Annotated in this window: 14 protein-coding genes; 1 reads left to right on the top strand and 13 read right to left on the bottom strand. The window is 42.8% G+C overall.

Features of this window, described 5'->3' with window-relative positions:
- Positions 1-244 precede the first annotated feature (244 nt).
- From OU683_RS01490 to OU683_RS01460, 7 genes are all read right to left on the bottom strand, one after another.
- The gene (locus OU683_RS01490; protein ID WP_268134437.1) at positions 245-970 is read right to left on the bottom strand and encodes an energy transducer TonB; all 726 of its coding nucleotides are present in this window, start codon (positions 968-970) and stop codon (positions 245-247) included.
- Positions 971-1,003: 33 nt separating this feature from the next.
- Positions 1,004-1,417 (bottom strand): VanZ family protein, encoded by a 414-nt coding sequence (locus tag OU683_RS01485; RefSeq protein ID WP_268134435.1) that lies wholly within the window; start codon positions 1,415-1,417, stop codon positions 1,004-1,006.
- Positions 1,407-1,787, bottom strand: coding sequence for a glycine cleavage system protein GcvH (gcvH, locus tag OU683_RS01480; protein ID WP_268134433.1), 381 nt, complete (start codon positions 1,785-1,787; stop codon positions 1,407-1,409). The genes OU683_RS01485 and gcvH overlap by 11 nt, the downstream gene beginning before the upstream one ends.
- 59 nt (positions 1,788-1,846) lie before the next feature.
- The gene (gene sov, locus OU683_RS01475) at positions 1,847-8,992 is read right to left on the bottom strand and encodes a T9SS outer membrane translocon Sov/SprA (protein WP_268134431.1); all 7,146 of its coding nucleotides are present in this window, start codon (positions 8,990-8,992) and stop codon (positions 1,847-1,849) included.
- A 5-nt stretch (positions 8,993-8,997) separates the two neighbouring features.
- The gene (ruvA, locus tag OU683_RS01470) at positions 8,998-9,579 is read right to left on the bottom strand and encodes a Holliday junction branch migration protein RuvA (protein ID WP_268134429.1); all 582 of its coding nucleotides are present in this window, start codon (positions 9,577-9,579) and stop codon (positions 8,998-9,000) included.
- 158 nt (positions 9,580-9,737) lie between these two features.
- Positions 9,738-12,029, bottom strand: a complete 2,292-nt coding sequence (locus OU683_RS01465; protein WP_268134427.1) for an NADP-dependent malic enzyme — start codon at positions 12,027-12,029, stop codon at positions 9,738-9,740.
- Between the two features lie 103 nt (positions 12,030-12,132).
- The gene (locus OU683_RS01460; protein WP_268134425.1) at positions 12,133-14,091 is read right to left on the bottom strand and encodes a trehalase family glycosidase; all 1,959 of its coding nucleotides are present in this window, start codon (positions 14,089-14,091) and stop codon (positions 12,133-12,135) included.
- Here OU683_RS01460 and OU683_RS01455 point away from each other — a divergent pair.
- Positions 14,090-14,911, top strand: a complete 822-nt coding sequence (locus OU683_RS01455) for an energy transducer TonB (protein ID WP_268134423.1) — start codon at positions 14,090-14,092, stop codon at positions 14,909-14,911. The two genes, OU683_RS01460 and OU683_RS01455, sit on opposite strands and share 2 nt — an antisense overlap.
- On the opposite strand, the gene queG is transcribed toward OU683_RS01455, so the two are convergent.
- The 6 genes from queG to OU683_RS01425 all read right to left on the bottom strand — a co-directional run bounded on the left by queG (position 14,900) and on the right by OU683_RS01425 (position 22,876).
- Positions 14,900-15,823 (bottom strand): tRNA epoxyqueuosine(34) reductase QueG, encoded by a 924-nt coding sequence (gene queG / locus OU683_RS01450; protein WP_268134421.1) that lies wholly within the window; start codon positions 15,821-15,823, stop codon positions 14,900-14,902. The genes OU683_RS01455 and queG overlap by 12 nt on opposite strands.
- A 162-nt stretch (positions 15,824-15,985) precedes the next feature.
- Positions 15,986-17,320 (bottom strand): cytochrome P450, encoded by a 1,335-nt coding sequence (locus tag OU683_RS01445; protein ID WP_268134419.1) that lies wholly within the window; start codon positions 17,318-17,320, stop codon positions 15,986-15,988.
- A gap of 63 nt (positions 17,321-17,383) precedes the next feature.
- Positions 17,384-18,406 (bottom strand): Holliday junction branch migration DNA helicase RuvB, encoded by a 1,023-nt coding sequence (gene ruvB / locus OU683_RS01440; protein ID WP_268134417.1) that lies wholly within the window; start codon positions 18,404-18,406, stop codon positions 17,384-17,386.
- An 85-nt stretch (positions 18,407-18,491) separates the two neighbouring features.
- Positions 18,492-20,309 carry a cytochrome c oxidase subunit I gene (locus OU683_RS01435; protein WP_268134415.1) on the bottom strand — a complete coding sequence of 606 codons (1,818 nt, stop codon included), beginning with the start codon at positions 20,307-20,309 and terminating at the stop codon, positions 18,492-18,494.
- Positions 20,310-20,330: 21 nt separating this feature from the next.
- Positions 20,331-21,458 carry a cytochrome c oxidase subunit II gene (locus OU683_RS01430; RefSeq protein WP_268134413.1) on the bottom strand — a complete coding sequence of 376 codons (1,128 nt, stop codon included), beginning with the start codon at positions 21,456-21,458 and terminating at the stop codon, positions 20,331-20,333.
- Between the two features lie 26 nt (positions 21,459-21,484).
- Positions 21,485-22,876: a quinol:cytochrome C oxidoreductase gene (locus tag OU683_RS01425; protein ID WP_268134411.1), complete on the bottom strand. Its 1,392-nt coding sequence runs from the start codon at positions 22,874-22,876 to the stop codon at positions 21,485-21,487.
- Positions 22,877-22,878 lie beyond the last annotated feature (2 nt).

The following is a 22,878-nucleotide window of genomic DNA, read 5'->3' as shown; positions in this document are numbered from 1 at the left end:
CGGAAAGATACATTATTTTAAAAACCTGAAGTATTTTCATACAATCAAAAATCCCGCAACCAGGTGCGGGATTAAAAATGGCATTTTCAGGATATTTTATTCCTGAATTCGAAATTTGATAGGCAGTGAGTATGTTACTCCTACCGGTCTTCCTGCAGGATCTAATTTTTCCTACGAAAAAAATGATCGGAAATAAAAAATCCCGCAACAAGTGCGGGATTTTCAAATATATTAAACGACTAAGTTAGTCCTGTACTCTAAAAGTAATAGGAAGGGAATAAAGCACCCCTACCGGTTGACCACGTTGTTTCCCTGGCTGCATCTTAGGTAGCATGTTCACTACTCTTTCCGCTTCCTGCTGTAGACGTGGATGTGGAGCCCTCGCTCCAAGAACGGTAATGTTACCATTCTTCTCGATCCTAAACTGCACATAGATCCTGTTGATTCCAGAAAGTCCAAGATCACTACCTAAACCGGTATCAAATCTTCGGTTCACGAAGTCATTGATCTTTTCACTCATACAGTCCTTACGGGCCTGATTGTTTTTCTCGTTTTCACATCCTGGAAAAACAGGCACATCTTCAATAACAGCAAACGGAACGTCCCCAATTTCTTCTTCTTCCTCAACTACTTCTACCTCTTCAACTTCCACGATCTCTTCCTGGTTAGTTTCGGTAGATTCGATCACCGTCTCTTCAACTTCTTCTTCATCTTCTACGATCTCGATAATCTCGGGTGCTGGTGGCGGTGGCGGTGGCGGTGGTGGTGGTGGTGTATTCAATTCGGTGATTGGCACATCTTCCTCTTCAAAGGCATCCATATCAACCATCCCGGTATCAATCGCTTCCTTATCATAGGTTTTCCACTCAATCGCCCTCCAGGTAATGAAAAGCATCACGATCATTCCAATCTGGAAGAACAAAACGCTTCTCCTGGATAAATCAGCTTTTGGATTTTTTTTGGGTTTCATAATTCCGTTTTAATTATAGGTTGGCTAAAATAATTAATTTTTCATTAAATCTAAATTAATCTTGGCTTTTAACCTGATTAGATATTTCCTCAAGGCCCACACAAGAATTCCTGCAAGAACAACTCCCAGAGTGTTAGCAAAAATATCGTACAGATCCAATTGTCGATAACTCGTCAATGTATCCTGTAGAACCTCAATAAAAATGCCAAAGGCTATTGAGCATAAAGAAATAATAATAATTTTCTTAAAAAGATGGCTTTCTTTAAAAGAAAAGAGTACAAACAACATCCACAACAGTCCAAGACCAAAATAGGCGCCGCCATGCATTACCTTGTCGCTCACCCCAAGGTCCTTAACCGGGGTATCCGAAAGATTAATGAGAGACAGGTATAGTATTAGAATCGTATAAGATACTGAAGTGAGAAGAAAAAGAAGTTTAACCTTCAACAACTTCAGTATATTCTTCGGCACTTAGAAGATCGTCGATCTGCGATGCATCACTAAAACGGATCTTTATCATCCAACCCTCTCCATAAGGATCTGAATTTACTTTTTCCGGCTCGTCCTCCAGGCTCTCATTGAATTCAATGATCTCTCCCGAAAGCGGCGCAAACAGATCAGAAACTGTTTTTACTGCTTCAACAGTACCAAACACTTCTTCTCTATCCAGCGTTTCATCTACAGTTTCAACTTCTACATAAACGATATCTCCCAGCTCACCCTGGGCAAAATCGGTAATACCTACAGTGGCAACATCCCCTTCAATTTTCACCCATTCGTGATCATTGGTGTACTTTAAGTCTTTTGGAATCTTCATGGTTAGTTTTTTAGTATAACAAAGTTAATTTTTTAATCCTTTTAGTCAAGCCCCCTGCTCTAATTTCCGAAGTTATATCGCAAAGTCACTCCAGACCTGATCGTAGTCTGGGGATAAGCTGTTGAAATTGCATATTCCGAGAAACTGTGATCGTAGTAAACCAGGGCGGTAAGGTTCTTTGAAAGGGCATAATCTGCCGTAAAATTGATTGCCCAAATATCCTGCCCTGCAGTAACCTGACTATTGTCTATGTCCAGATATCGTATGACGGTTTCATTGTGACGATATGAAACATCTGCCTTAAAATTAAGGTCACTGCTAAGAATTCTTTGACGCCCCCCAATCTTAGTATCAATCTTTAGGTCTTTGATTCGGTATCCTAAACCAAGAGTGTATTGGTTCCCGCTTATTTCGGTTAGAAGATTATTATCAAAACTTAGTGAGAGTGCCCGGTCCTTTTGGATATCGGCTAAAATTTTAATAGAATTTGCCATTTCCATATCCACCCTAACAAGAGGGCTAAACTGTTCGGTAAGATTAACATTGGAAAATAGCAACTCACTTTTGTAATTCCCTGCCTGGTCAACATCGCGGGGATTGGCAGGATCATAATCCAAATTGGTCTGGAACTGGTTAAGAGTATATCCTGCGGTATAACCATGATTAACCGAAAATCTCTTAAAATTCTTTTTGAACCAGGGCAGACGCATAAAGCCGGTATATTTCAGGTTCCAGTTGGGAAGAGGGAAATCCCTGAATGCTCCCAGCGCCACATCATCGGGATCGGAACCCGAATAAGCAGCTAAGAATGCGGGTAGTAACACATCCTGATTATTCTTTCCGTAACCTACAGGATAGCCAAATTCATCTGTCTCATTTGGATCCAGCCCATTTTCTACAGCCAGTCTTCTCGCCACTGCCAGCCTGTTCTCCCTAAATTCCTGGAAAGTCGCCGAAGATTCAGCCGTACTTTGATTAAAAGCAGTTTTAAGAAGAATCGTAGAAATATTGAAGTTCCCAAAAGTTAACGGAGTAAGCGGCACATATTGACCTCCAATTACCCTGTAATTTTCCTGAAATGTTTCTGAATATAACCTGCCCGCGGTAAGCTGAATAGTTAGATCTGGTAACAGTGAAATATCAGCATTGATCCCCAGTTGTTCATTTTCTACTTGTGTGTACTGCTGATTAAATTGCTGATATAAAGTAAGCCAGCCTTTTCGGGCTGCCATATACCTCACCTCTTCCTGACTTCCCAGGGTAAAGCCGAAGGTTGGGTTCCAGGTACCCATAAATCCTATGTCATTGGTATACCCGGGAAGAAAGATCCCGTTGTTCTCCTGGTAATTCACCTGTATCCTGCGAATGGATGTAAGAAGTCCCACAAAAGTGTTGTAGGTCCTATCCCCTGCACTTAGCCGCGCAATATCTGCCGGGGCAGGAGTTTTAGGTTGATCCCCGTCTAAAGTAGGAACTGCTCTACTGCGCTCCTCTATCGTTTGGGCTCCTCCCGGTCGTGTCCTTTTCTTCAAACCAAAGTAATCATACAAGGTCTGCATTTCCATATTTGCACTTACCTGGTGTACATTGGAATTTTGAACACTGTTTCCAAGATCGGGAACGTCTTCCAGAGTTTGATAAATTTCTGAGCCCCGCTCCCATTGGAAATTCCCTGTGTACGAATAGGTCGCCTTCATAAATTCAAGCACAGGAACCTTTGCCATTGGTAAATCGTAATTGAGCTGTAAGGACTGGTAATGTTGATTAGGAATCCCTACATTGAAAAAGCCGTCCCAAATATCTGTAGTAGTATCGGGATTGTTGTCTTCATCAAGATAGTTCCGAACAATTCTGTTGGTTGAGGAATCGAAATTAAGCCGCAGGCTTTTAGTGAAGTTATAATTGATGGTGTACTGCCAGTCAAACAAAAAGTTTCGCTGGTACAGCGTTGGAATACCATTAATGAAACCGGGAGGCAAATTGATCTCCCTAAATTTCTGCTCATTATATTGCCTGAATATAGTGGAAGTTGCAGTTACGTTTGAAGGGAACACATTGAAATTAAAATCCCTCAAGAGTGCATAATACGCACTGCTGTCCAGAGCCTTTACATTCCTCAAAGGCTCAATATTCACAGGTGCAAAAGTATAGTCATAAGTGGCTCCCACCCGCACATTTTGATCAAAGGCATCTTCTATTTCGAAATCCCTGTGATCCACCTGATTATAACTTCCGGAAACACTAAGGTTTTCAATATCGTAAGGCATAGGTTTATCCTCTCCTAATCTTTCCTTGCGAAGACCTATAACATTTATACTTTGGCGCCGGGTAAAGTCCTCGGCTCTTTCTCTAAGATCATCCCTAATTTCTTCTGTTGCGGCATTATCCAGTACCGTTTCTAGTTCCAGATCGAGATATTCGGGATCATATTTTGGAGTAATTAATTCTTCCCCATAGCTGTAACTCACAGGAATTTTCACACCCCAGGCAGGTGGTAAAAGCTGTCCCATATTAAGATTACTTACAACATCATATTGTAAAAAGTCTTCTCTGCTTCTTTGGTTTGGCCCCTGTTCCAAAGAACCAAAACCAACAGTACTCCTTCTTCCGGTAGCCGAAAGATTCGCAAAATCGGCCACGTTGGCATCCATATTCACGATTGCTGCCCACCCCCCTTCATTATCCAGTTCAGACAAACGCAGTTCATTGAACCATACTTCCCCGCAAAGGTTTCTGGAAGTGGCTTCAGAAAGACCATTTTTGACCCCCAACATGAGCATTCTTACATTCCCAAAACTGGGATTTCCTTTGATCCCTATTCTTAAGCGTCCTACCTCGTACGGGGCTTCGGCTGCAACCTGTTCTCCTGTTTCATTAAAGAAGTTAAGTTCGGTTGACACTAAATCGGGATTTCCAATCACTTTTGCTTTCACCTCCTGCAGTAATTCCAGCGCCAGGTTCATGCGGTTTTCTACAGGCCAAATTTCCGAAGCAGAGGCTGCACCAAATTCGGTTGGTTTCAGCGGGATCTCAATCTGGTAGAAGTTATCGGTAAAATCTGTACCAATCCGCACGAAGGCCACCAATTCACCATCCTGCCATTTTAGCCTGTTCACCAAAGGTTCTGCATGAATGAACAGCTCAAGATTCTTGTACTGCCGCATATCTAACTGGAAGTTCTTGTATACTCCGCGGGAATCCTGTGGTTCGAGATCACAAACAGTTACCGCAAGCGACTGCTCGTTCTGTCTCACCCGGGTGTTGTTGTTCATCAATTCCTCACGATCTACCCCTGGTGGCAATACATAAGGGATAGGCTGGCGATTTTCATTCTCTTCTATACTTACTGATGCTACCGTAAAAGTGGTGCTCTCATTGGTAGGATCAGATTTATCGGGATCCAGACTCTGGGTGTATCTACGGTAATCCCCCCGCACGAGGTCCATGGTTCCAAACCTAAGCACTGTGGGATCTTCAAAGCCGGTAAGGTACATCCTCATAAATCTTATAGACCTAAAATCTCCAATTCCTCCACGAGCGGCAGTGGGTTCATATATTGGCACCTTAAACTGCAACCATCTTACAGGCAGCTCCTGCCCGTTAGGTAGATCAATAGAAAATTCCTTGACATCTGTCACATAGCGGCTATTGTCTATGCTCATATTGGGAAAAACAGGAACCTCATATTCGAAATAGCTGTCAACTGTGTTCATGGTATTGTCCCGGTTTAGATCCTCAACTGTAGGTAAAGTGGTGTTGCCGCGGTTGGTATTGGTAACATCTGGCGGCGAATTCCCCTGAATACCATTATAGTCGAAATAGCGATCGAGAATTCCTCCTGAAGCATTCAGGAAATAATCATAATTATCGGCTGCAGGATCGGGAAGATTTCCAAAACCAGGGAATTGAGTGGCTTCTTCTGCATCCGAAAGTCCGTCGTATCCAATATCCTGATTCAGCCTTTCCTGCCCTTCGGTATTAAAAGCGTAAATAAGGGACTGGTTGGAAGGCACTTTACCAAATTCAGTACGGGTTGTGTTCTGCTCCCCGCCATCTACAGGAAGCCCGTTTTCGTATTGCTTTCGCCCGTCTTTTAAAACATCTTCAGAAATATTTCCGAGGTTAAAAACCAGCTTCCCACCGGGATTTCCAGCATTTTCTGAATACAGGAAAGGATCCATCATCCAGAACTCGATGTATTCCACGTTACTCTGCTCAAAGTTTGTCGAGCTAATCGCCCGGGTTATGCCTCCAAAATTCTCTGCAGGGTTTGGCAGGTTATTGCCACCGGCAGCTGCAGGATTAAAATTATATGCCCCTCTAATTCCGGGATAATAAGCCAGGTCAAGAGTATACAACACCTGTGACTGGCCCTGCACCACATCTACATTCGGAAAGATTTCATTGAGAAAGACCCTTCGGGTAGCATAACTGGAAAGATCTGAATCTGTAACTCCCGAAGGTCTGCTGCTTCCGTAGAAAATAGGATCTATGCTGTACCAGGCAAGTTTTGCTCTTTTGTAATTGGTGGCGAGATTTCCATTAGCCAATTCGCCGCCAAAACCTAGAGGAACGCTGGAAAGTTCCCACCCCAATGGATTATCAATAGCAATAGAGGTTTGCGCTGCCTCAAAATCATCCACATAGGTGGTGGCACGACCTTCAAATTCACTCCCTTTTGGCGCACCCGGTAACAAATAGGCCACTTCCCCACGCAGGGAGAGATTGGAGATCACATCTGTATCAATATTGGGAAGTTTATTGACCCAGCGCGTCAAAAAGGGCAATTCGGTTGAATAATTCAGGTTGAGCCCAAGAATAGTATTGTTTATGGGTTCATAGCTGTAATTGGATTTTTGGGTAAGCGGGCGTTCATTAAGGTTTAGATAGGTGGCACCCACCAGGAAATTTTCATTAAAAAGATGCTCGACATTAATCCCGGTAAACCGTTTTGTTTGCTGCCCAAAAAGGGCATTATTCTCTGTTGATACCTGGATAGGAATATTTGAAGCCAATAAAGCCTCATCCAGGATCTGCACCCGTCCAAACTGGTAGTTCACCACATAGTCAACCCCTTCCTGTAACACTCTTCCCCCGGCGGTCACCGTAACCGATCCCTGTGGCACATTAAAAGCGCCTATTGGAATTCCTTCAACATTTGAGGATTTGTAGCGCCCGCGAAGCTGGAACTTGTTCTTTTCGGCCTGCTCCTGCTCTGCCTGAGTTTTGGTGGTATTATAAAGCGCCCGGAAAACGTATTTTTGCTGATTGGCATTCCAGGTTTCGGGAAGCTCATAAATTTCAGAACCTGCATTAGGATTGGGATCCAGTTTGTTGAAAAGGTAATTTCCAAAAGGTTCTACAGAGGTAAATATTATATTCCCTGTTTCGGGATTAATAGTAATTCCCGGCACAAAATCAAAAAACCCGTCCCCACCTACTATAGGATCGCCCGAAACATTGAGATTATCGAGGTTAAACACCCTTAGAAGTGTTGTTTGCTCCACATCTTCGGGTAGAGGCACACCTTCAACTCCTGTAATGTAATTGAGGGGTTGGGGATCTGTATACACGATGTTCATTCGAAAATCATCTCTCTCCAGGTTAAAAGCCCCCAAATTGTAGATGTTCTTCATCATAAGATCCCATACCGGTTCATCCACATTGGTAACAGAACTCTTTAGCATCTTCACCACCAGGTTTTGAGAAACAGAAGATTCCTCTCCCGTACCACCCGAGGCATCGATCCCGTCACTTGCGAATTCCCCTACCTGATAAACCTCTCCGCCAACAGTATATTGGAAAGCAACAGCAAGAATTTCATCACTCGCCAGCCTTTGGTTCAAAGAGATGTAACCCAAACTGGAGTTTAAGCGATATTCTGAAGGTTTTAACTGCCTTGCATTTTCCAATTTCACATAATCCCTTCCTTCTGAAACCTGCAAGCCACCAAACCCGCTTTCCACCCTTGCCACATCTCTAATTGCGGGAGTAAGTACAGATTCAAAGGGTCCTGTTATCCCGAAAGGGTTTAGATCGTTATTGCGGTTATCGGCAAAGGCACCTTCCGGCTGATTAAAAAAGTTTGCCGGCGGGTTTACCAACCCAATATTTCCCGGCACCGGCGATTCCCCAAGATCCTGGATAGCGACAATATTTCGGGTATCGGTGAGGTTTTGTACGTTATTGGTCCTGTTGGTCACCCATACCTGTACCCTGTTGATCTGTATGTTGGAATTTATAAAAGGATAATTTTCCAGTGCTTCATCGTAATGGTCACGAAAGTAATGTGCCAGGAAAAAGTGCCTGTTCTCGTCGTATTCAATTGCAAATTTGTCGAATTCCTGTACAGTTGCCCCACCTTCAACATTCACCGTTCGCCGTTCACTTTTCTGTTCAGAAAAAACCCCGGTTATCGTGGTCTTTCCAAACTGAAGCTGAGTCTTTACCCCAAATAAACTTTGCGCGCCCTGGATCAAAGCCGAATTAAGTGGCATATTGATATTACCCACCTCGATCTTTTGAATGATATCATCTTCGGTAGGAGTATATTCCAGTTTCAACTGGTTTTGAAAATCAAAAGTAGACTCGGTATCGTAGTTTGCCGTTACCTTTAGGCGCTCGCCCACATTTCCGAGGAGACTCAGCTGGATTCGCTGGTCAAAATCAAAAGTAAACGTACTTCGGTTTCGGGGTGAGAAAGCAGGATTATCTCTTTTTGAATAAAGAATTCCCAAATCCAGTGCGACAGATCCCTGCGGAATAAATTCAATATCACCACCACCAAATATATTCTGAAAGAAATCGGAATTCACATAAAACCCGGGAAGCAGGTCCCGTTGATCTTCCTCTGTACCTTCTTTTCTTCCCGAAAGCGCATCAGATTTTTCCTGAAAGTAATTTTTCATTTCTTCCTGGATCACCAACTCCTGGTATTCTTCGGGAGTAAGGATAAGGGGAGCGGTAATATTTAACTTTCCTAAAGTTTCTCTATAGACATAACGGTCAAGGACGGGATCATAGGTGTAAGCGGCAACTATACTGTTTGGATTAGGCAACCTCAATTTTCCCAATGAATAACCTGTTTTTACGGTATCCTGTTCAACGATGGTATCCTGCGCCAGGGTTGGCGAAGAGAGTACCAGAACACAAAGAAGTGCAAAGGAATTTGAAAGCCAAAACCTGAAATTGTAGTTCTGCTCCAAAGGAGTTATAATTTTTTTAGTGCCTGCTTAATAAGAGATTCCACTGAAGCATCAGGTTCTTCCTTCACAATTCTCTCTACCACTTTTTCAGACTGCTTTCGTGTGTACCCAAGGGTCTCTAATGCAGATAACGCTTCTTCACGGCTTGTATTGCTTTGAGGCGCTGAAACTTCATCAATACCAAAGACTTTTACAATTTTGTCTTTAAGATCAATGATCACCCGCTGCGCCGTCTTGGCTCCAATTCCTTTTATTCCCTGAATGGTCGCCACATCGCCTGCGGCAATGGCTTCCATTATTTGTCCTGGCTCAAGGGAAGACAACATACTACGAGCTGTACTCGCGCCAACTCCCGAAACAGAAATTAACAGCCTAAAGATCTCCCGCTCAGATTTTTCCCAAAAACCAAAAAGGGTATGCGAATCTTCTTTTACCTGTAAGTGGGTGAATAACTGCAGTTGTTCCTGCGAAGGAATTAAAGAAAAAGTATGTAGGGAAATGTGGATAAAATATCCGACTCCGTTGCAATCGATCACCACATTAGTAGGATTCTTTTCAACAAGCCGGCCTTTAATGCTGTAGATCATGGAGAGTAGATATTTGTAGCGTCAAATGTAATAAAATTGAAAGGATAGGGAAACAGCAATTACCTGCTGCTCTTAGCTTTTAAAAAGGCCTTTACCCGATATAATTCTTTAAAAAAAACAAGAGGAAAATGTATTTTTTGACACCTTCACTTTTTTATTTATTGTTCACGTTTAGCTTTTCGCTCCTTTTCCTGGGCATCTACCACTGCTACAGCAGTCATGTTCACTATTTCCTCTACACTTGCACCAAGTTGAAGCACGTGTACGGGTTTATTCATCCCCATTAGGATTGGCCCAACAGATTCGGTTTTGTTAAGCTCTTTTAGCAGCTTATAGGTACTGTTACCCGAATCGAGATTGGGAAATATAAGAGTGTTCACTTTACGACCCGCAAGTTTTGAAAATGGAAATTTCTTTTGCAACATTTCATTGTTAAGCGCAAAGTCGGTCTGCATTTCCCCATCGACAATAAGGTCCGGGTAAAAGCGATGTAGATAATCTACCGCTTCCCTTACTTTTTCGGCTTTTTCATTCTGTGAGGATCCAAAATTCCCGTAGGAGATCATCGCCATCACCGGCTCCATTCCAAACAGTCTCACGGTCCTGGCGGTCATTTGAGCAATCTTTCCGAGTTCCTTGGCAGTGGGATCAATATTTACCGAAGTATCACTAATAAAAAGTGGCCCACGAGAGGTATTCATAAGGTTCGTCGCTGCAACTTTAGAAACGCCCGCCGCTTTACCTATTAACTCAAGCATGGGCTTAAGTACTGTAGGATAAGATCTGGAATATCCTGAAATCAAAGCATCTGCATCTCCCGAGTTCACCATCATAGCCGCAAAGTAATTGCGTTGACGCATTAATAAGCGGGCATCATAGCGGGTAACTCCCTTTCGTTTCCGAGTTTCCCAGTAAACCTCTGCATACCGGTTGCGACGTTCGTCTTCAACATCACTTTTGGAATCGATTATTACAACATCATCTGCATGAAAATCGATCTCCTTCATAAGTTCTTCAATCACATCTCTGCGGCCCAGCAAGATAGGTTGTGCAATACCTTCGTCGTGTGCAATCTGTGCTGCTTTAAGAACGTCCAGATGATCGGCTTCGGCAAAAACAACCTTTTTAGGATTCATTTTCGCCCTGTTCATTAGCAAACGGGTGATCTTATTGTCATTCCCCATCCTTTCCAGCAGCTCATCTTCATAACGTGCCCAATCCTGAATAGGATTTTTGGCAACTCCGCTTTCCATTGCGGCCTTAGCCACTGCCGGAGGAACCTGTGTGATCAACCTGGGATCAAAAGGCTTGGGGATAATATAATCTTTCCCAAAGAGAAGTTTGGTTTCCCCGTAGGCAATATTCACCTGCTCGGGCACCGGCTCCTTAGCCAATGCAGCAAGAGCTTTTACGGCTGCCATCTTCATTTCTTCATTGATCTTGGTTGCCCTCACATCAAGAGCGCCCCTAAAAATGAAAGGAAAACCAAGCACATTGTTCACCTGATTAGGATGATCACTACGACCAGTCGCCATAATAATATCTTTTCTGGTGGCAACGGCCAGGTCGTAATCTATTTCAGGTTCTGGGTTGGCCATGGCGAAAACAATAGGCCGTTTGGCCATTTTTTCTAGCATGTCGGGTTTTACAATATTCCCAACCGATAGTCCTAAAAACACATCGGCCCCTTCCATAGCGGCCGACAAGTTCTTATATTCCTTTTTTACCGCAAATCTCTTCTGAAGATCAGAAAGGTCTTTCCGGTCTTTGTGCAGCACTCCTTTTACATCAAACATCACGATGTTTTCCACCTTCACCCCGAGGGAAACATAAAGATTGGCACAGGCAATTGCAGCCGATCCCGCACCCGAGATCACCACTTTCACTTTACCTATTTTCTTTTTTGCAAGATCAAGGGCATTAAGCAGGGCAGCCGAAGAAATAATAGCCGTACCGTGCTGGTCATCATGCATTACCGGAATATCAAGTTCTGCCTTTAACCTTCTTTCGATTTCAAAAGCTTCGGGCGCTGCTATATCTTCCAGGTTAATTCCGCCAAAAGTAGGCGCAATATTCTTGACGGTCTCCACAAAAGCATCCACATCTTTAGTGTCCACTTCAATGTCAAAAACATCAATATCTGCGAAAATTTTAAAGAGCAAGCCTTTACCTTCCATTACGGGTTTTGAAGCTTCGGGACCTATGTCACCAAGGCCAAGTACGGCGGTACCGTTAGAAATTACCGCCACAAGGTTTCCTTTGGTGGTGTATTTATATACGTTCTCTACATTTTTATGGATCTCCAGGCAAGGCTCTGCAACCCCGGGAGAGTAGGCCAGTGAAAGATCGCGTTGGGTAGAATATTTTTTGGTAGGCACCACCTGTATTTTACCGGGGTGCGGTTTTGCGTGATAAATTAAAGCTTCACGTCTTTTGCGTTCGTTCCTCATAATTCCCTGTTTATTCAGGCGGAACAAAGGTAAGGGTTTAGTATTTACAGCTTAATGATGTGGGTCATTTTTTCCTGCGGGCAGAGAGATGCCTAAAACAGCATTATTGTTCGAAGTTTAACTTCCCTGGCGGCACCAGGTCGTCAAGCTTTTCATGGTATTTTTTCGGCAGCAACTCCAGTCCCAGTTGATAGGATGCGTTCATCCAGCCAAAACCCGAGGTGGTGATATAATCGAATTCTGTTCCAACATTCCCGTATTCGGCATAGACTTTATGAGTGGCATCCACAACATCGTATTTTTCCGGAATAGTACCGTTGTAATCCACGGCATTTTTAGTGATCATCCAAAGCCACCTGTAAATAAGCTCATGCGCCTGTTCCTCGTAACCATAGTTTAACAAGCCCTGCCACAGGAGCATTTGATGCGGGGCCCAACCATAAGGGTAATCCCACTGCCTTTGCACTTCGTTTGTCGCTGTTTCTTCTACGGAAGCCTTTGCGCTGGAAAGGATCCCGCCCTGCGCCTTGAGGTCCTGCATTAACTGAGGAACCATTCTTTCAGACTGTTCTTCTGAAGCCAGTCCGCTCCACAAAGGGTAAAAATTCGTAGCTGAAATATATCCGGTTTGCTCTTCTGTTTTGAAATTATAATCGAAAAAGCTGCCCTTCTCCTCACTCCACAAATAACGGTTCATTAGCTCTTTGCGCTTTTCAGCTTTATCTTCCCAGTAGTCATCTGGATAAGTTTTTCCGGCTGAAGTTGTGAAGCTGTCATCAAAATATTCATCAATGAGGTATTCAAAATCTTTCTCATATTTGTAAAGCAGCGAGTTGAGATCCACAGTATTTAAATTTGCTGCCCTGTTCTCCAAACGCCACGACGTATCATGCCCGCTCTCCCGAAGAGTTCTGTCATGCCTGAAGTATTCATCTACTTGTGAATCTTCTATTGCTCCCGATTGATATTTCTCTACAAATTCTGAAACTTCAAAATCATGCTTTGATGCAAACTCCCGAAGCACCTCGTTGAAATGCCCTTTTTCAGTCTCAGGTGGAATACCTATACCCTGGGCGAAATATCTATTAAGACCATTGGAAGTGAGTCGTTCCCCCTCTACCATCCACACCTGTTCATATTCTTTTATGGCTGCTTCCAATGCTTTCCGCAGCCAGGCCTTATCCTCTTCTTCCATGGCTTCATAAACCTCCCGAACAAAAGAGGACATGAACGGCGGCTGAGTGCGAGTTAGATAATAAGAGCGGTTGGCATTTAGGATCTTTCCGTAGTGATTGATCTGGTAGATAAAATTATCTACCATGGCTTTGGCGAGATCTATCCTGCCGTCAACAAGCAACCCTACCCCTTCAAAATAGCTATCCCAGCCATACATTTCATTGAACCTGCCGCCCGGAACCACAAATGGAACTCCGCGATCATTTTCTATTTTCAAAGCCAGCAGTCCGGGTTGATCATTTATGGATTTTACATACTGCGGAGTTATCTCCTGCGGAAGTATCACCACCTCAAAACCACTTAATTCCTGCTGCAGCTCCTTGTAGTAATTTATTCCTGTAGTGTCTGTCGCCGGTACATATAAACGCTGCACCCCATCTGAAGCCTTTGTGTCCCGAAGGATCTTTCGCAGGCCTTTACGATCAATAGTCCTGGTGAGATCATCCCAAAATTGTTCCTTGATTCTTCGGGAAATTCGCTTAGTTGGTTCTTCTTTGATCCCCTGTAGTGAAATCTGAAGTGTTTCCCTGTCATCTGCCCGGGCAATGGCAAGCTCCTGTAGCAAATTGGACAAATAATAAATGTCTTCAATTGCCACTGAATCTCCAGCGGTACGGGGTATCAAAAATGGCATTTTTGGCTCATCTTCTACGGTGATCTTTTTGTCACCATCGGTATCGGCCACAGCAATTAGCCTCTCGAAAGTCGAATCAATCCTAAGTTCAAAGGTTTCAGTTTGCGCAAAAAGCTGATGGGAAATTCCAAAGAAACACAGGATCAGGAGAAACTGCTTAAAAACTTTTATATTTAAAAAAAATAACCTCATGAAATATCTTTACTTATTCCTATTTCTATTCTTTTTCAGTAATAATTCATTTTCACAGGACGCTTACCTTATGCCTGCTGTTGATACCGCACCTGTTATTGGGGAGTGCGATGATTCTAAAGATACTAAAGATTGCTTTAATGATAAGCTAAGCGATCACATTCAAGCCAATCTTGATATTAGGAAAACCTTACATGCCACAGGGAAGGCTTATGTTCAATTCAAAGTCTCGGCAGATGGGCAGGTGCAGGATGTAAAGGTGCGCGCAGAGGATAGTAAGCATAGGAAAGAGGCAAAAAGGGTAATTAAGATGCTTAAGATCAAAGAACCTGCAACCCTGAATGGCGAAAAGGTAGCTGTGTTGCATTCTTTGCCAATCACCTTTAGAACCGTAAATCATAACAGCATGGAGGAATTTCTGAGTTCTGAAGATTTCCAAAAAAACATCGAAAAGAGCCGGGGCAGGCAGGAAACAGAGCGGCTGGGAGTTATTAAATTTGAAGAATTAAAATTTCCTCCGGAATATCAGGAATGTGTCTCCATGCCCGATAACAAAGAATGCTTTCGTAAAGTAACAAACGAAAGACTGCGAGCGCATCTTCAAAAAGGAAGAGCAAAGATCAAATCGGGTACAGAAATAAAATATTTTTTTGAAGTAAACAAGGAAGGAAAAATCCTAAACGTAATCGCAATTGCTCCGGGAAAACGGGCGAATCAAATAGTTAAAGAAGCCCTAGAGAATTTGAAATTCAACAGCCCCGCCAAAGATGAGCAGGGAAATCCTGTCAAAACTGAATATGCAGGGAGTCTAATCTTTTAAAAATCTGATATTCCTGGTAAGTCCGCTGTACTTTGTGCGTTTAACTGCCGATTTTTTAAAGACTTTTCTAAAAGTTTCTTCGGTGATCTCCTCCCAGTCTTTTTTGCTCATACTAAGCAGCTCGGGATGCGGATTGAACAGGGGTTCATTATGAGGTTTTGAAAAGCGGTTCCAGGGACATACATCCTGGCAAATATCACAACCAAATGCCCAGTCGTCAAATTTTCCTTTCATTTCCTGCGGCAATTCCTCTTTTAGCTCAATCGTAAAGTAGGAAATACATTTGCTACCGTCAACCTTATAGGGTTCCACAATTGCATTCGTGGGGCAGGCATCAATACATGCAGTGCAGCTCCCACAATGATCTGTAACCGGCGCGTCATACTCCAGGTCAAGATCTACGATCAATTCGGCTACAAAAAAGAAGGAGCCTTTCTGCTTTGACAATAAAAGGGTGTGTTTTCCAACCCAGCCCAGGCCTGCCTTTGCGGCCCAGGCCTTATCCATCACAGGCGCAGAATCTACAAAAGCCCTGCCTTCCACTTCTCCTATTTCCTGCTGAATGAATTGAAGCAGGCTTTTCAATTTATCCTTGATCACAAAGTGGTAATCTGTACCGTAGGCGTATTTACTGATCTTATAGGAATCTTCCCGCTGAGTTTCCTCAGGATAGTAATTAAGGAGCAGGGAAATAACACTTTTAGAACCTTCCACAAGTTTTGTGGGATCAAGGCGCTTGTCGAAATAATTCTCCAAAAATGACATTTTTCCATGTCTTTGTTTTTGCAGGTATTCTTCCAGTCGTGGCGCTTCCTCTTCAAGAAATTCGGCTTTGGAAATTCCGCATGACAAAAAACCGAGGCGCTTTGCTTCGGTTTTTATAAGCTTTGAATGTTTAGATCCTAAATCCACACTTACAGGCAAAACTATTGCAATTATTGCACAAATATTACTCCAGAACAGTTAATTATCTATTAATCACCAGGACCATTATTCTGGTTAATGCGGAAGAAATTCTGCGGGTTTTACTTTTACCTGATCTGTTCAAAGAAGTAATTTCAGAAGGAGAGTGAGTTACCTTGAATTAAATCGAAGAATTGCATTTTTTGGCTTTAAAGTAATGAGCGGTTGGATCTGGATTTCGGGATCCAGAGCTTCAATCCGGTATCTTTTAACCACTTCGGCAACAGCCATGATCATTTCATACATGGCAAAATTATTACCAATACACTTTCTTGGGCCGGCGCCAAAAGGAAAATAATGCGAGGAAAATTCAGAAGCATCAGCCCGGGCAAATCTTTCGGGGAAGAATTTGTCGGGGTCATCCCAGTGATCTTTATGCCTGTGAATTTCATAAACAGAAAAAAGCACATCGGTGTCTTTGGGTATCTTTATACCTTCAAATTCATCTTCTTCTATATTCCTCCTGTCGATAAAATAAGCCGGCGGGTAAAGTCGCATTGATTCCTCCACTACATGTTGGGTGAATTGAAGAGCCTGAAGAAATTCCATCAAAGATGAGCTTTCTTTTTCGGCTTTTTGAACCTCCTGAAAGATCTTATCCTGATATTCGGGGTGGTTTGCCAGCAATTGGGAAGTAAAGGTAAGCGCATTTGAAGTTGTCTCATGTCCAGCGGTAAAAAGGATGAGTATCTCATCAAGAAGCTGCTCGCGCGGCATAGGCTCCCCATCTTCATAGCGGGCGTCGAGCATCATATCAAGAAGATCGTTATGCCGAACACCACTCTGTTGTCGCTCTTCCACAATTCTCGCCAGGATGCCTCTTGCCTCCTGAGTAAGATCGAGGTGCCTTTGAATTTCTCCCCGCATCCTGAACCACCAGTTTAGATATGGCTGCCGGAGTTCCCGGACCACCATTTTTTGAGCGGCTTCTGTTATATATTGTAACCTCGCAATTTCTTCTTTGGTCGCAGCACCGCTAAAAAGGCTCTTCACTACAGTTTGAAAAGCGAGATCATTATAAATGGGGAAAATATCGAATGGCCTTCCTGTTTCTATTTTGTCAAGTTCGGTATCGATGGCTGTTTTTATAGTGTCCAACAGGTTTACCAGCTGCTTCTTGTGAAAGGCCGGCTGCAGCATTTTTCGCTGTTTTTTCCAAAGTTCACCCTCTGCGGTAAGCAGGCCCTGCCCAAGATATTTGGCAATATCTACGGTTTGAATAGTGGTTTTCCTGTAGTTCTTCTGATTCTTCTGAAGAACATATTTTGCAAAATCGGGGTTGCGGGAAAAAATCACAGCTTCACGAACGGCCAGTTTAAGCCTCCAGGTATCCCCAAGTTCTGTAAAATTCTCGCGGTGAAACGGCAGGGGGTTTTTTAAAATCCTACGGGCATTCCTGTAGAATTTAAAAACTGATACTGTTGGTATGCCTTTGATTTCTTTCATGATGCTCAATCTCTTCAGGCACACCTTAAAGGATTTAAATTCCCTTAAAAATGTGTCCCAGATTTAAAATAATCCACCCTGGATACCGCCTTTGGTGCGCCCAAGATGCTTGTAGGCAGCTTCTGTAACTTCGCGCCCCCGTGGTGTTCTTTGTATAAAACCCTGCTGGATAAGGAAAGGTTCATAGACTTCTTCAATGGTCTCTGCACTTTCGCTAACGGCAGTGGCCAGAGTGGTAATACCTACCGGGCCGCCTTTAAATTTATCAATGATCGTAGTAAGGATCTTATTATCCATCTCATCCAAACCATGAGCATCAACATTAAGAGCTTTCAAACTATACTTCGCGATCTCAATGTCTATTTTCCCATTGCCTTTAATCTGTGCAAAATCCCTTACCCTTCGTAAAAGGGCATTTGCAATACGCGGTGTCCCGCGGCTGCGGCCGGCGATCTCTATAGCGGCCTCCATGGTAATTGGCACTTTAAGGATCTGCGCACTTCGTTGTACAATATCTGAAAGTAGTTCGGTGGTATAATATTCGAGTCGGCTGGAAATTCCGAAGCGGGCACGCATAGGTGCGGTTAGTAATCCGCTACGGGTGGTCGCCCCTATGAGGGTAAAAGGATTGAGGTTAATTTGCACCGATCTCGCGTTGGGCCCTGTTTCGATCATAATATCGATCTTATAATCCTCCATGGCCGAATAGAGATATTCTTCTACTACGGCACTTAGGCGGTGGATCTCATCAATGAACAATACATCCCTTTCGTCGAGATTAGTAAGCAGACCCGCAAGATCTCCAGGTTTGTCCAGGACAGGCCCTGAGGTCACTTTAATTCCCACCCCAAGTTCATTAGCCAGAATATGGGCCAAAGTGGTCTTTCCAAGTCCCGGAGGACCGTGAAACAGTGTATGATCAAGAGCTTCCCCGCGCTGATTAGCAGCCTCAACAAAAACCTTTAGATTATCCAATACCTGATCCTGGCCTGCAAAATCATCAAATTCGAGGGGCCGTAAAGCTCTTTCGATGTCAAGTTCTTCCGAAGAAAAATTTTCCCCGGTGGGATCAAGGTTTTCGTTCATATTAAGGAAATTAAAGAAACAAAGATAAAAGAAAAAGCCTTTTCATGTGGATGAAAAGGCTTTATACTATTGTGTTCAAAAAGGATTAATGATTTAACTCTTCTTCACCCTTTTGTAGCGGAACGTTCTGTGGTGCAAAATCCTGTCCTGCGATCACATACTCTCCGTTCTCATTCGTTTTACTATAATCATAAGGCCAACGGTATACGTGTGGGATTGGTCCCGGCCAGTTTCCATGAATAGGTTCTACCGGAGTAGTCCATTCAAGCGAATTGGAATTCCATGGGTTTGCAGTCGCTTTCTTCCCTGCAACCATTGAATGTATAAAGTTGTAAAGGAATAACAATTGTACCAAAGCAGTTATTATTGCAAAAACAGTGATCAATACATTGACTTCCAAAAGATCGTCAAAGTAAGGAAAAGCAGTGTTGTCATAATATCTACGGGGAAGCCCGGCCATTCCAACAAAGTGCATCGGGAAGAAAACTCCGTAAGCACCTATAATTGTTATCCAGAAGTGGATATATCCCATGTTCTTGTTCATCATACGTCCAAACATCTTAGGGAACCAGTGGTAGATTCCTGCGAACATTCCGTAAAGGGCAGAAATACCCATTACAAGGTGGAAGTGAGCAACAACGAAGTATGTATCGTGTACGTTAATATCCAGTGTACTGTCCCCAAGAACAAGACCTGTCAAACCTCCGGTAATGAAAGTCGAGACAAATCCAATGGAGAACAACATGGACGGGTTCATTTGCAGGTTACCCTTCCAGATGGTCGTGATCCAGTTAAATGCTTTTACTGCGGAAGGAATCGCGATCAAGAGGGTTGTAAAGGTAAATACCGAACCAAGGAACGGGTTCATACCAGATACAAACATATGGTGTCCCCAAACGATCGTGGAAAGGAATGCAATACCAAGGATCGATGCGATCATGGCACGGTATCCAAAAATAGGTTTTCTAGCGTTGGTTGCCAATATCTCTGAAGCGATACCCATGGCAGGAAGAATTACAATATATACTTCCGGGTGACCAAGGAACCAGAAAAGGTGCTCGAAAAGAATTGGAGAACCTCCCTGATAGTGCAGTACTTCTCCTCCAATGTAAATATCACTCAGGAAGAATGAAGTTCCGAAGCTTCTATCCATAATTAGCATTAAAGCTGCCGATAAAAGAACAGGAAAAGAAACAACCCCAATAATAGCGGTAACAAAAAGCGCCCAGATTGTCAAAGGTAAACGTGTCATGGACATTCCTTTGGTCCTTAGGTTGATCACTGTAACTATATAGTTAAGAGAACCAAGTAAAGAGGAAGCAATGAAAATGGCCATAGAAACAAGCCAGAGCGTCATTCCCAGTCCAGATCCACCAATGGCCTGTGGCAATGCACTAAGCGGAGGATAGATAGTCCAACCGGCAGAAGCAGGTCCTGACTCAACAAAAAGGGAACCAAGCATGATCACACAGGAGGTAAAGAACAGCCAGTAAGAAAGCATGTTCATAAATCCTGAAGCCATATCCCTTGCACCAATTTGAAGCGGAATAAGAAGGTTACTAAAGGTACCACTCAATCCTTGTGTAAGTACAAAGAAAACCATGATGGTACCGTGAATTGTTACAAGTGCTAAATAAACTTCCTGGCTCATTACTCCTCCCGGAGCCCATTTCCCAAGGAAGATTTCGAAGATCTTAAATGATTCTGCCGGCCATGCGAGCTGCATACGGAAGAAAATAGACATGGCAATCCCAATGATCCCCATGAAAAGCGCCGTAAAAAGGTATTGCTTGGCAATAACCTTATGGTCCATGCTGAATATATATTTCGTAAAGAAATTACCCTCATCATGGTGATCATCATGAGCGTGTTCATTAACCGGTACGTGTCCTACTGCTGACATATTTCTTTATTCTTAGCTTAATTAATTTTCAACCTGTGCTAGTTCCTCTCCACTATTCTTCTTAACCTCTTTTGCTGCAGTTGCAGATTCAAGAGTTTCAGAATACTCATTTTGTTCTGCCATCCAGGCGTTGAACTCTCCTTCACTTTCCACAACTACTTTCATTTGCATGTTGTAGTGCGCTACCCCACAAATTTTATTACATAACAGGTAATATTCGAAGTTTTCATATTCTGCCAAAGGCTCTTCACCCAATGCAGCAAGTTCTTCGCTTTTCTCTCTTCTAATTTCATTAATATATGCGACTTTATCCCTCATATACTCGGTCTCGTTTATCGCATCTGTGGTGACAGTGGGTGTAAAGGAGAACTGAGTGATCATTCCCGGAACCACATTCATTTGTGCTCTAAAATGGGGAAAATAGGCAGAGTGAAGTACATCCTGTGATCTCATTTTGAAAAGTACAGGCCTATTCACAGGAAGGTGGATCTCTGCAGTGATGACATCATCCATGGCATATGGATCACTTTCGTCAACACCCATTGTATTTGCTCCTTCAATAAAACGAACGTTAGCCTTTCCAAGCACATTGTCTTTTCCTGCATAACGTGCCTGCCAGCTGAATTGCTTGGCATAAAGTTCAATAACAATAGGGTCTTCCTCCTCGTCAATATCCATAATATCACTCCAGGTAAACAACCCGTAAATGATCAATCCTGCAAGTACGATAACCGGAATAATCGTCCAAACAAATTCAAGTTTATCGTTATCTGCAAAGAAAAGAGCTTTCTGTCCTCTTTTACCCTTGTATTTAAAGGCAAAGTAGTGAAGTAATCCCTGAGTAATAACCTGTACAAACATGATCACAGCCATTGTGATCAAAAGCAAATTATCATACTCTGCACCATGTTCTGAAGAAGCTGCAGGTAAAGCCCTGTCCCCAAAATTCCAGAAGTTGTAAAGCATGAAAATATAAAACGCGATTCCAAAGGCAAGCATAAGATTACCCTGCGTCCTGTTATCCTTGTCATTGGCGATCTCTGAAGAATCAACGGAATCTGAACTCCTTGATAATTGGTAGATCCTGGTAAGCTGCCAAATAGTTATCGCAAATAATGCTACTACTATTATGATTAAAAATACTGTCATTTTATAATTTCTCTTTAAAAAATCTTTTAATAATGATAATGTTCACTCTCCTTCATGAAAGGATTACCCTTTGCATGTAGTGGGGCTTTGGTTAGGGAGTTGAATACTATAAAAATAAATAATCCTCCAAAAAATGCCAGGGCACTCAATTCCGGGATACCAATAAACCATGATTCCCCAACAGTTGCCGGCATTACCATCACATACACATCAAGATAATGACCCAATAGAATAATTATTCCTGTCATTACCACAAACCAGTTCACCCTTTTAAAGTCGCTATTCATTAGTAATAAAAGCGGAAAGATAAAGTTAAGTGCAACCATTCCAAAGAATACCAGCCCATAATCTTCAATACGGGATACAAAATAAGTTACTTCTTCAGGAATGTTCGAGTACCAGATAAGCATAAACTGTGAGAACCAAAGGTATGTCCAGAAAATACTAATCCCAAACATGAACTTGGCAAGATCATGTATATGACTGTCATTTACAAATGGTAAATAATTACGTGATTTAAGATAAATAGTTACTAAAGCAATCACGGTAATACCAGAAACAAACATACTGGAGAATACATACCATCCAAAAAGGGTACTAAACCAGTGCGGATCCAAACTCATGATCCAGTCCCATGACATCATAGATTCGGTCACGATAAAGAATACAAGGAATCCTGCAGACAACTTGAAGTTCTTTTTGTACCAGTTAATATCTGTTGCGTTATCCTGCCGTCTCGAGTTCCTGGTTAGGTAATATCTAAACAAGGCCCAACCCGCAATATAAATGGCTGCTCTAATAAGGAAAAACGGCACATTAAGGTAAGACTGCTTATTTTGAATGATTTCATCATGAGCCACTACTTCGGGATCCATCCAGACAAACAGGTGATTGAAATGGAAACCAGAAAGTGCCAACAGCACAAACATAATAATACCACCGGGGAGCAAGTAAGCCGTAATTCCTTCCATTACTCTGAAAAGAACAGGGGACCATCCTGCCTGCGCAGCAAACTGTACTGCATAAAAGGCCAGCACTCCCAGTGCAATCATAAAGAAAAAGAAAGCTGCAACATATACAGCTGCCCATGGTTTATTCTGTAATTGATGAAAAACATGCTCCAGGTGCACTAATTCAGCATCTTCAGCCATTTTGTGTACCTCCTCACCTGTACGCTCGGTATTTACTTCATGTTCCGAAGGGACAAAGTCAAAACCCTGGGCATCATCCTCCAATTCATCCTCGGTTTGTCCTGGTAAAGGCATTTCCACCACTTCTCCGTGATCATCATGTGCTATTAGCTCTTTAACCTCTTCAATATTTGCAGGCACGGCAATGAATCCGTAGATCAAACCTAACAGACCTACTACCATGAGGATGATAGAAAATAATTTTAATTTACTGGATAGCGTGTACATAT

Origin of the sequence: Salinimicrobium sp. TH3 (genome assembly GCF_026676115.1) — a bacterium.
Lineage (GTDB): Bacteria > Bacteroidota > Bacteroidia > Flavobacteriales > Flavobacteriaceae > Salinimicrobium.
Note: the sequence above shows the minus strand (reverse complement) of the source record. Positions and strands in the feature narration are given on the sequence as shown.

Bases quoted from the DNA above. Each gene is read 5' to 3' on its own strand.
- OU683_RS01490 (WP_268134437.1), bottom strand. From the start codon at position 970: ATGAAACCCAAAAAAAATCCAAAAGCTGATTTATCCAGGAGAAGCGTT.
- gcvH (WP_268134433.1), bottom strand. From the start codon at position 1,787: ATGAAGATTCCAAAAGACTTAAAGTACACCAATGATCACGAATGGGTG.
- ruvA (WP_268134429.1), bottom strand. From the start codon at position 9,579: ATGATCTACAGCATTAAAGGCCGGCTTGTTGAAAAGAATCCTACTAAT.
- OU683_RS01465 (WP_268134427.1), bottom strand. From the start codon at position 12,029: ATGAGGAACGAACGCAAAAGACGTGAAGCTTTAATTTATCACGCAAAA.
- OU683_RS01455 (WP_268134423.1), top strand. From the start codon at position 14,090: ATGAAATATCTTTACTTATTCCTATTTCTATTCTTTTTCAGTAATAAT.
- OU683_RS01460 (WP_268134425.1), bottom strand. From the start codon at position 14,091: ATGAGGTTATTTTTTTTAAATATAAAAGTTTTTAAGCAGTTTCTCCTG.
- OU683_RS01445 (WP_268134419.1), bottom strand. From the start codon at position 17,320: ATGAAAGAAATCAAAGGCATACCAACAGTATCAGTTTTTAAATTCTAC.
- ruvB (WP_268134417.1), bottom strand. From the start codon at position 18,406: ATGAACGAAAACCTTGATCCCACCGGGGAAAATTTTTCTTCGGAAGAA.
- OU683_RS01435 (WP_268134415.1), bottom strand. From the start codon at position 20,309: ATGTCAGCAGTAGGACACGTACCGGTTAATGAACACGCTCATGATGAT.
- OU683_RS01430 (WP_268134413.1), bottom strand. From the start codon at position 21,458: ATGACAGTATTTTTAATCATAATAGTAGTAGCATTATTTGCGATAACT.
- OU683_RS01425 (WP_268134411.1), bottom strand. From the start codon at position 22,876: ATGTACACGCTATCCAGTAAATTAAAATTATTTTCTATCATCCTCATG.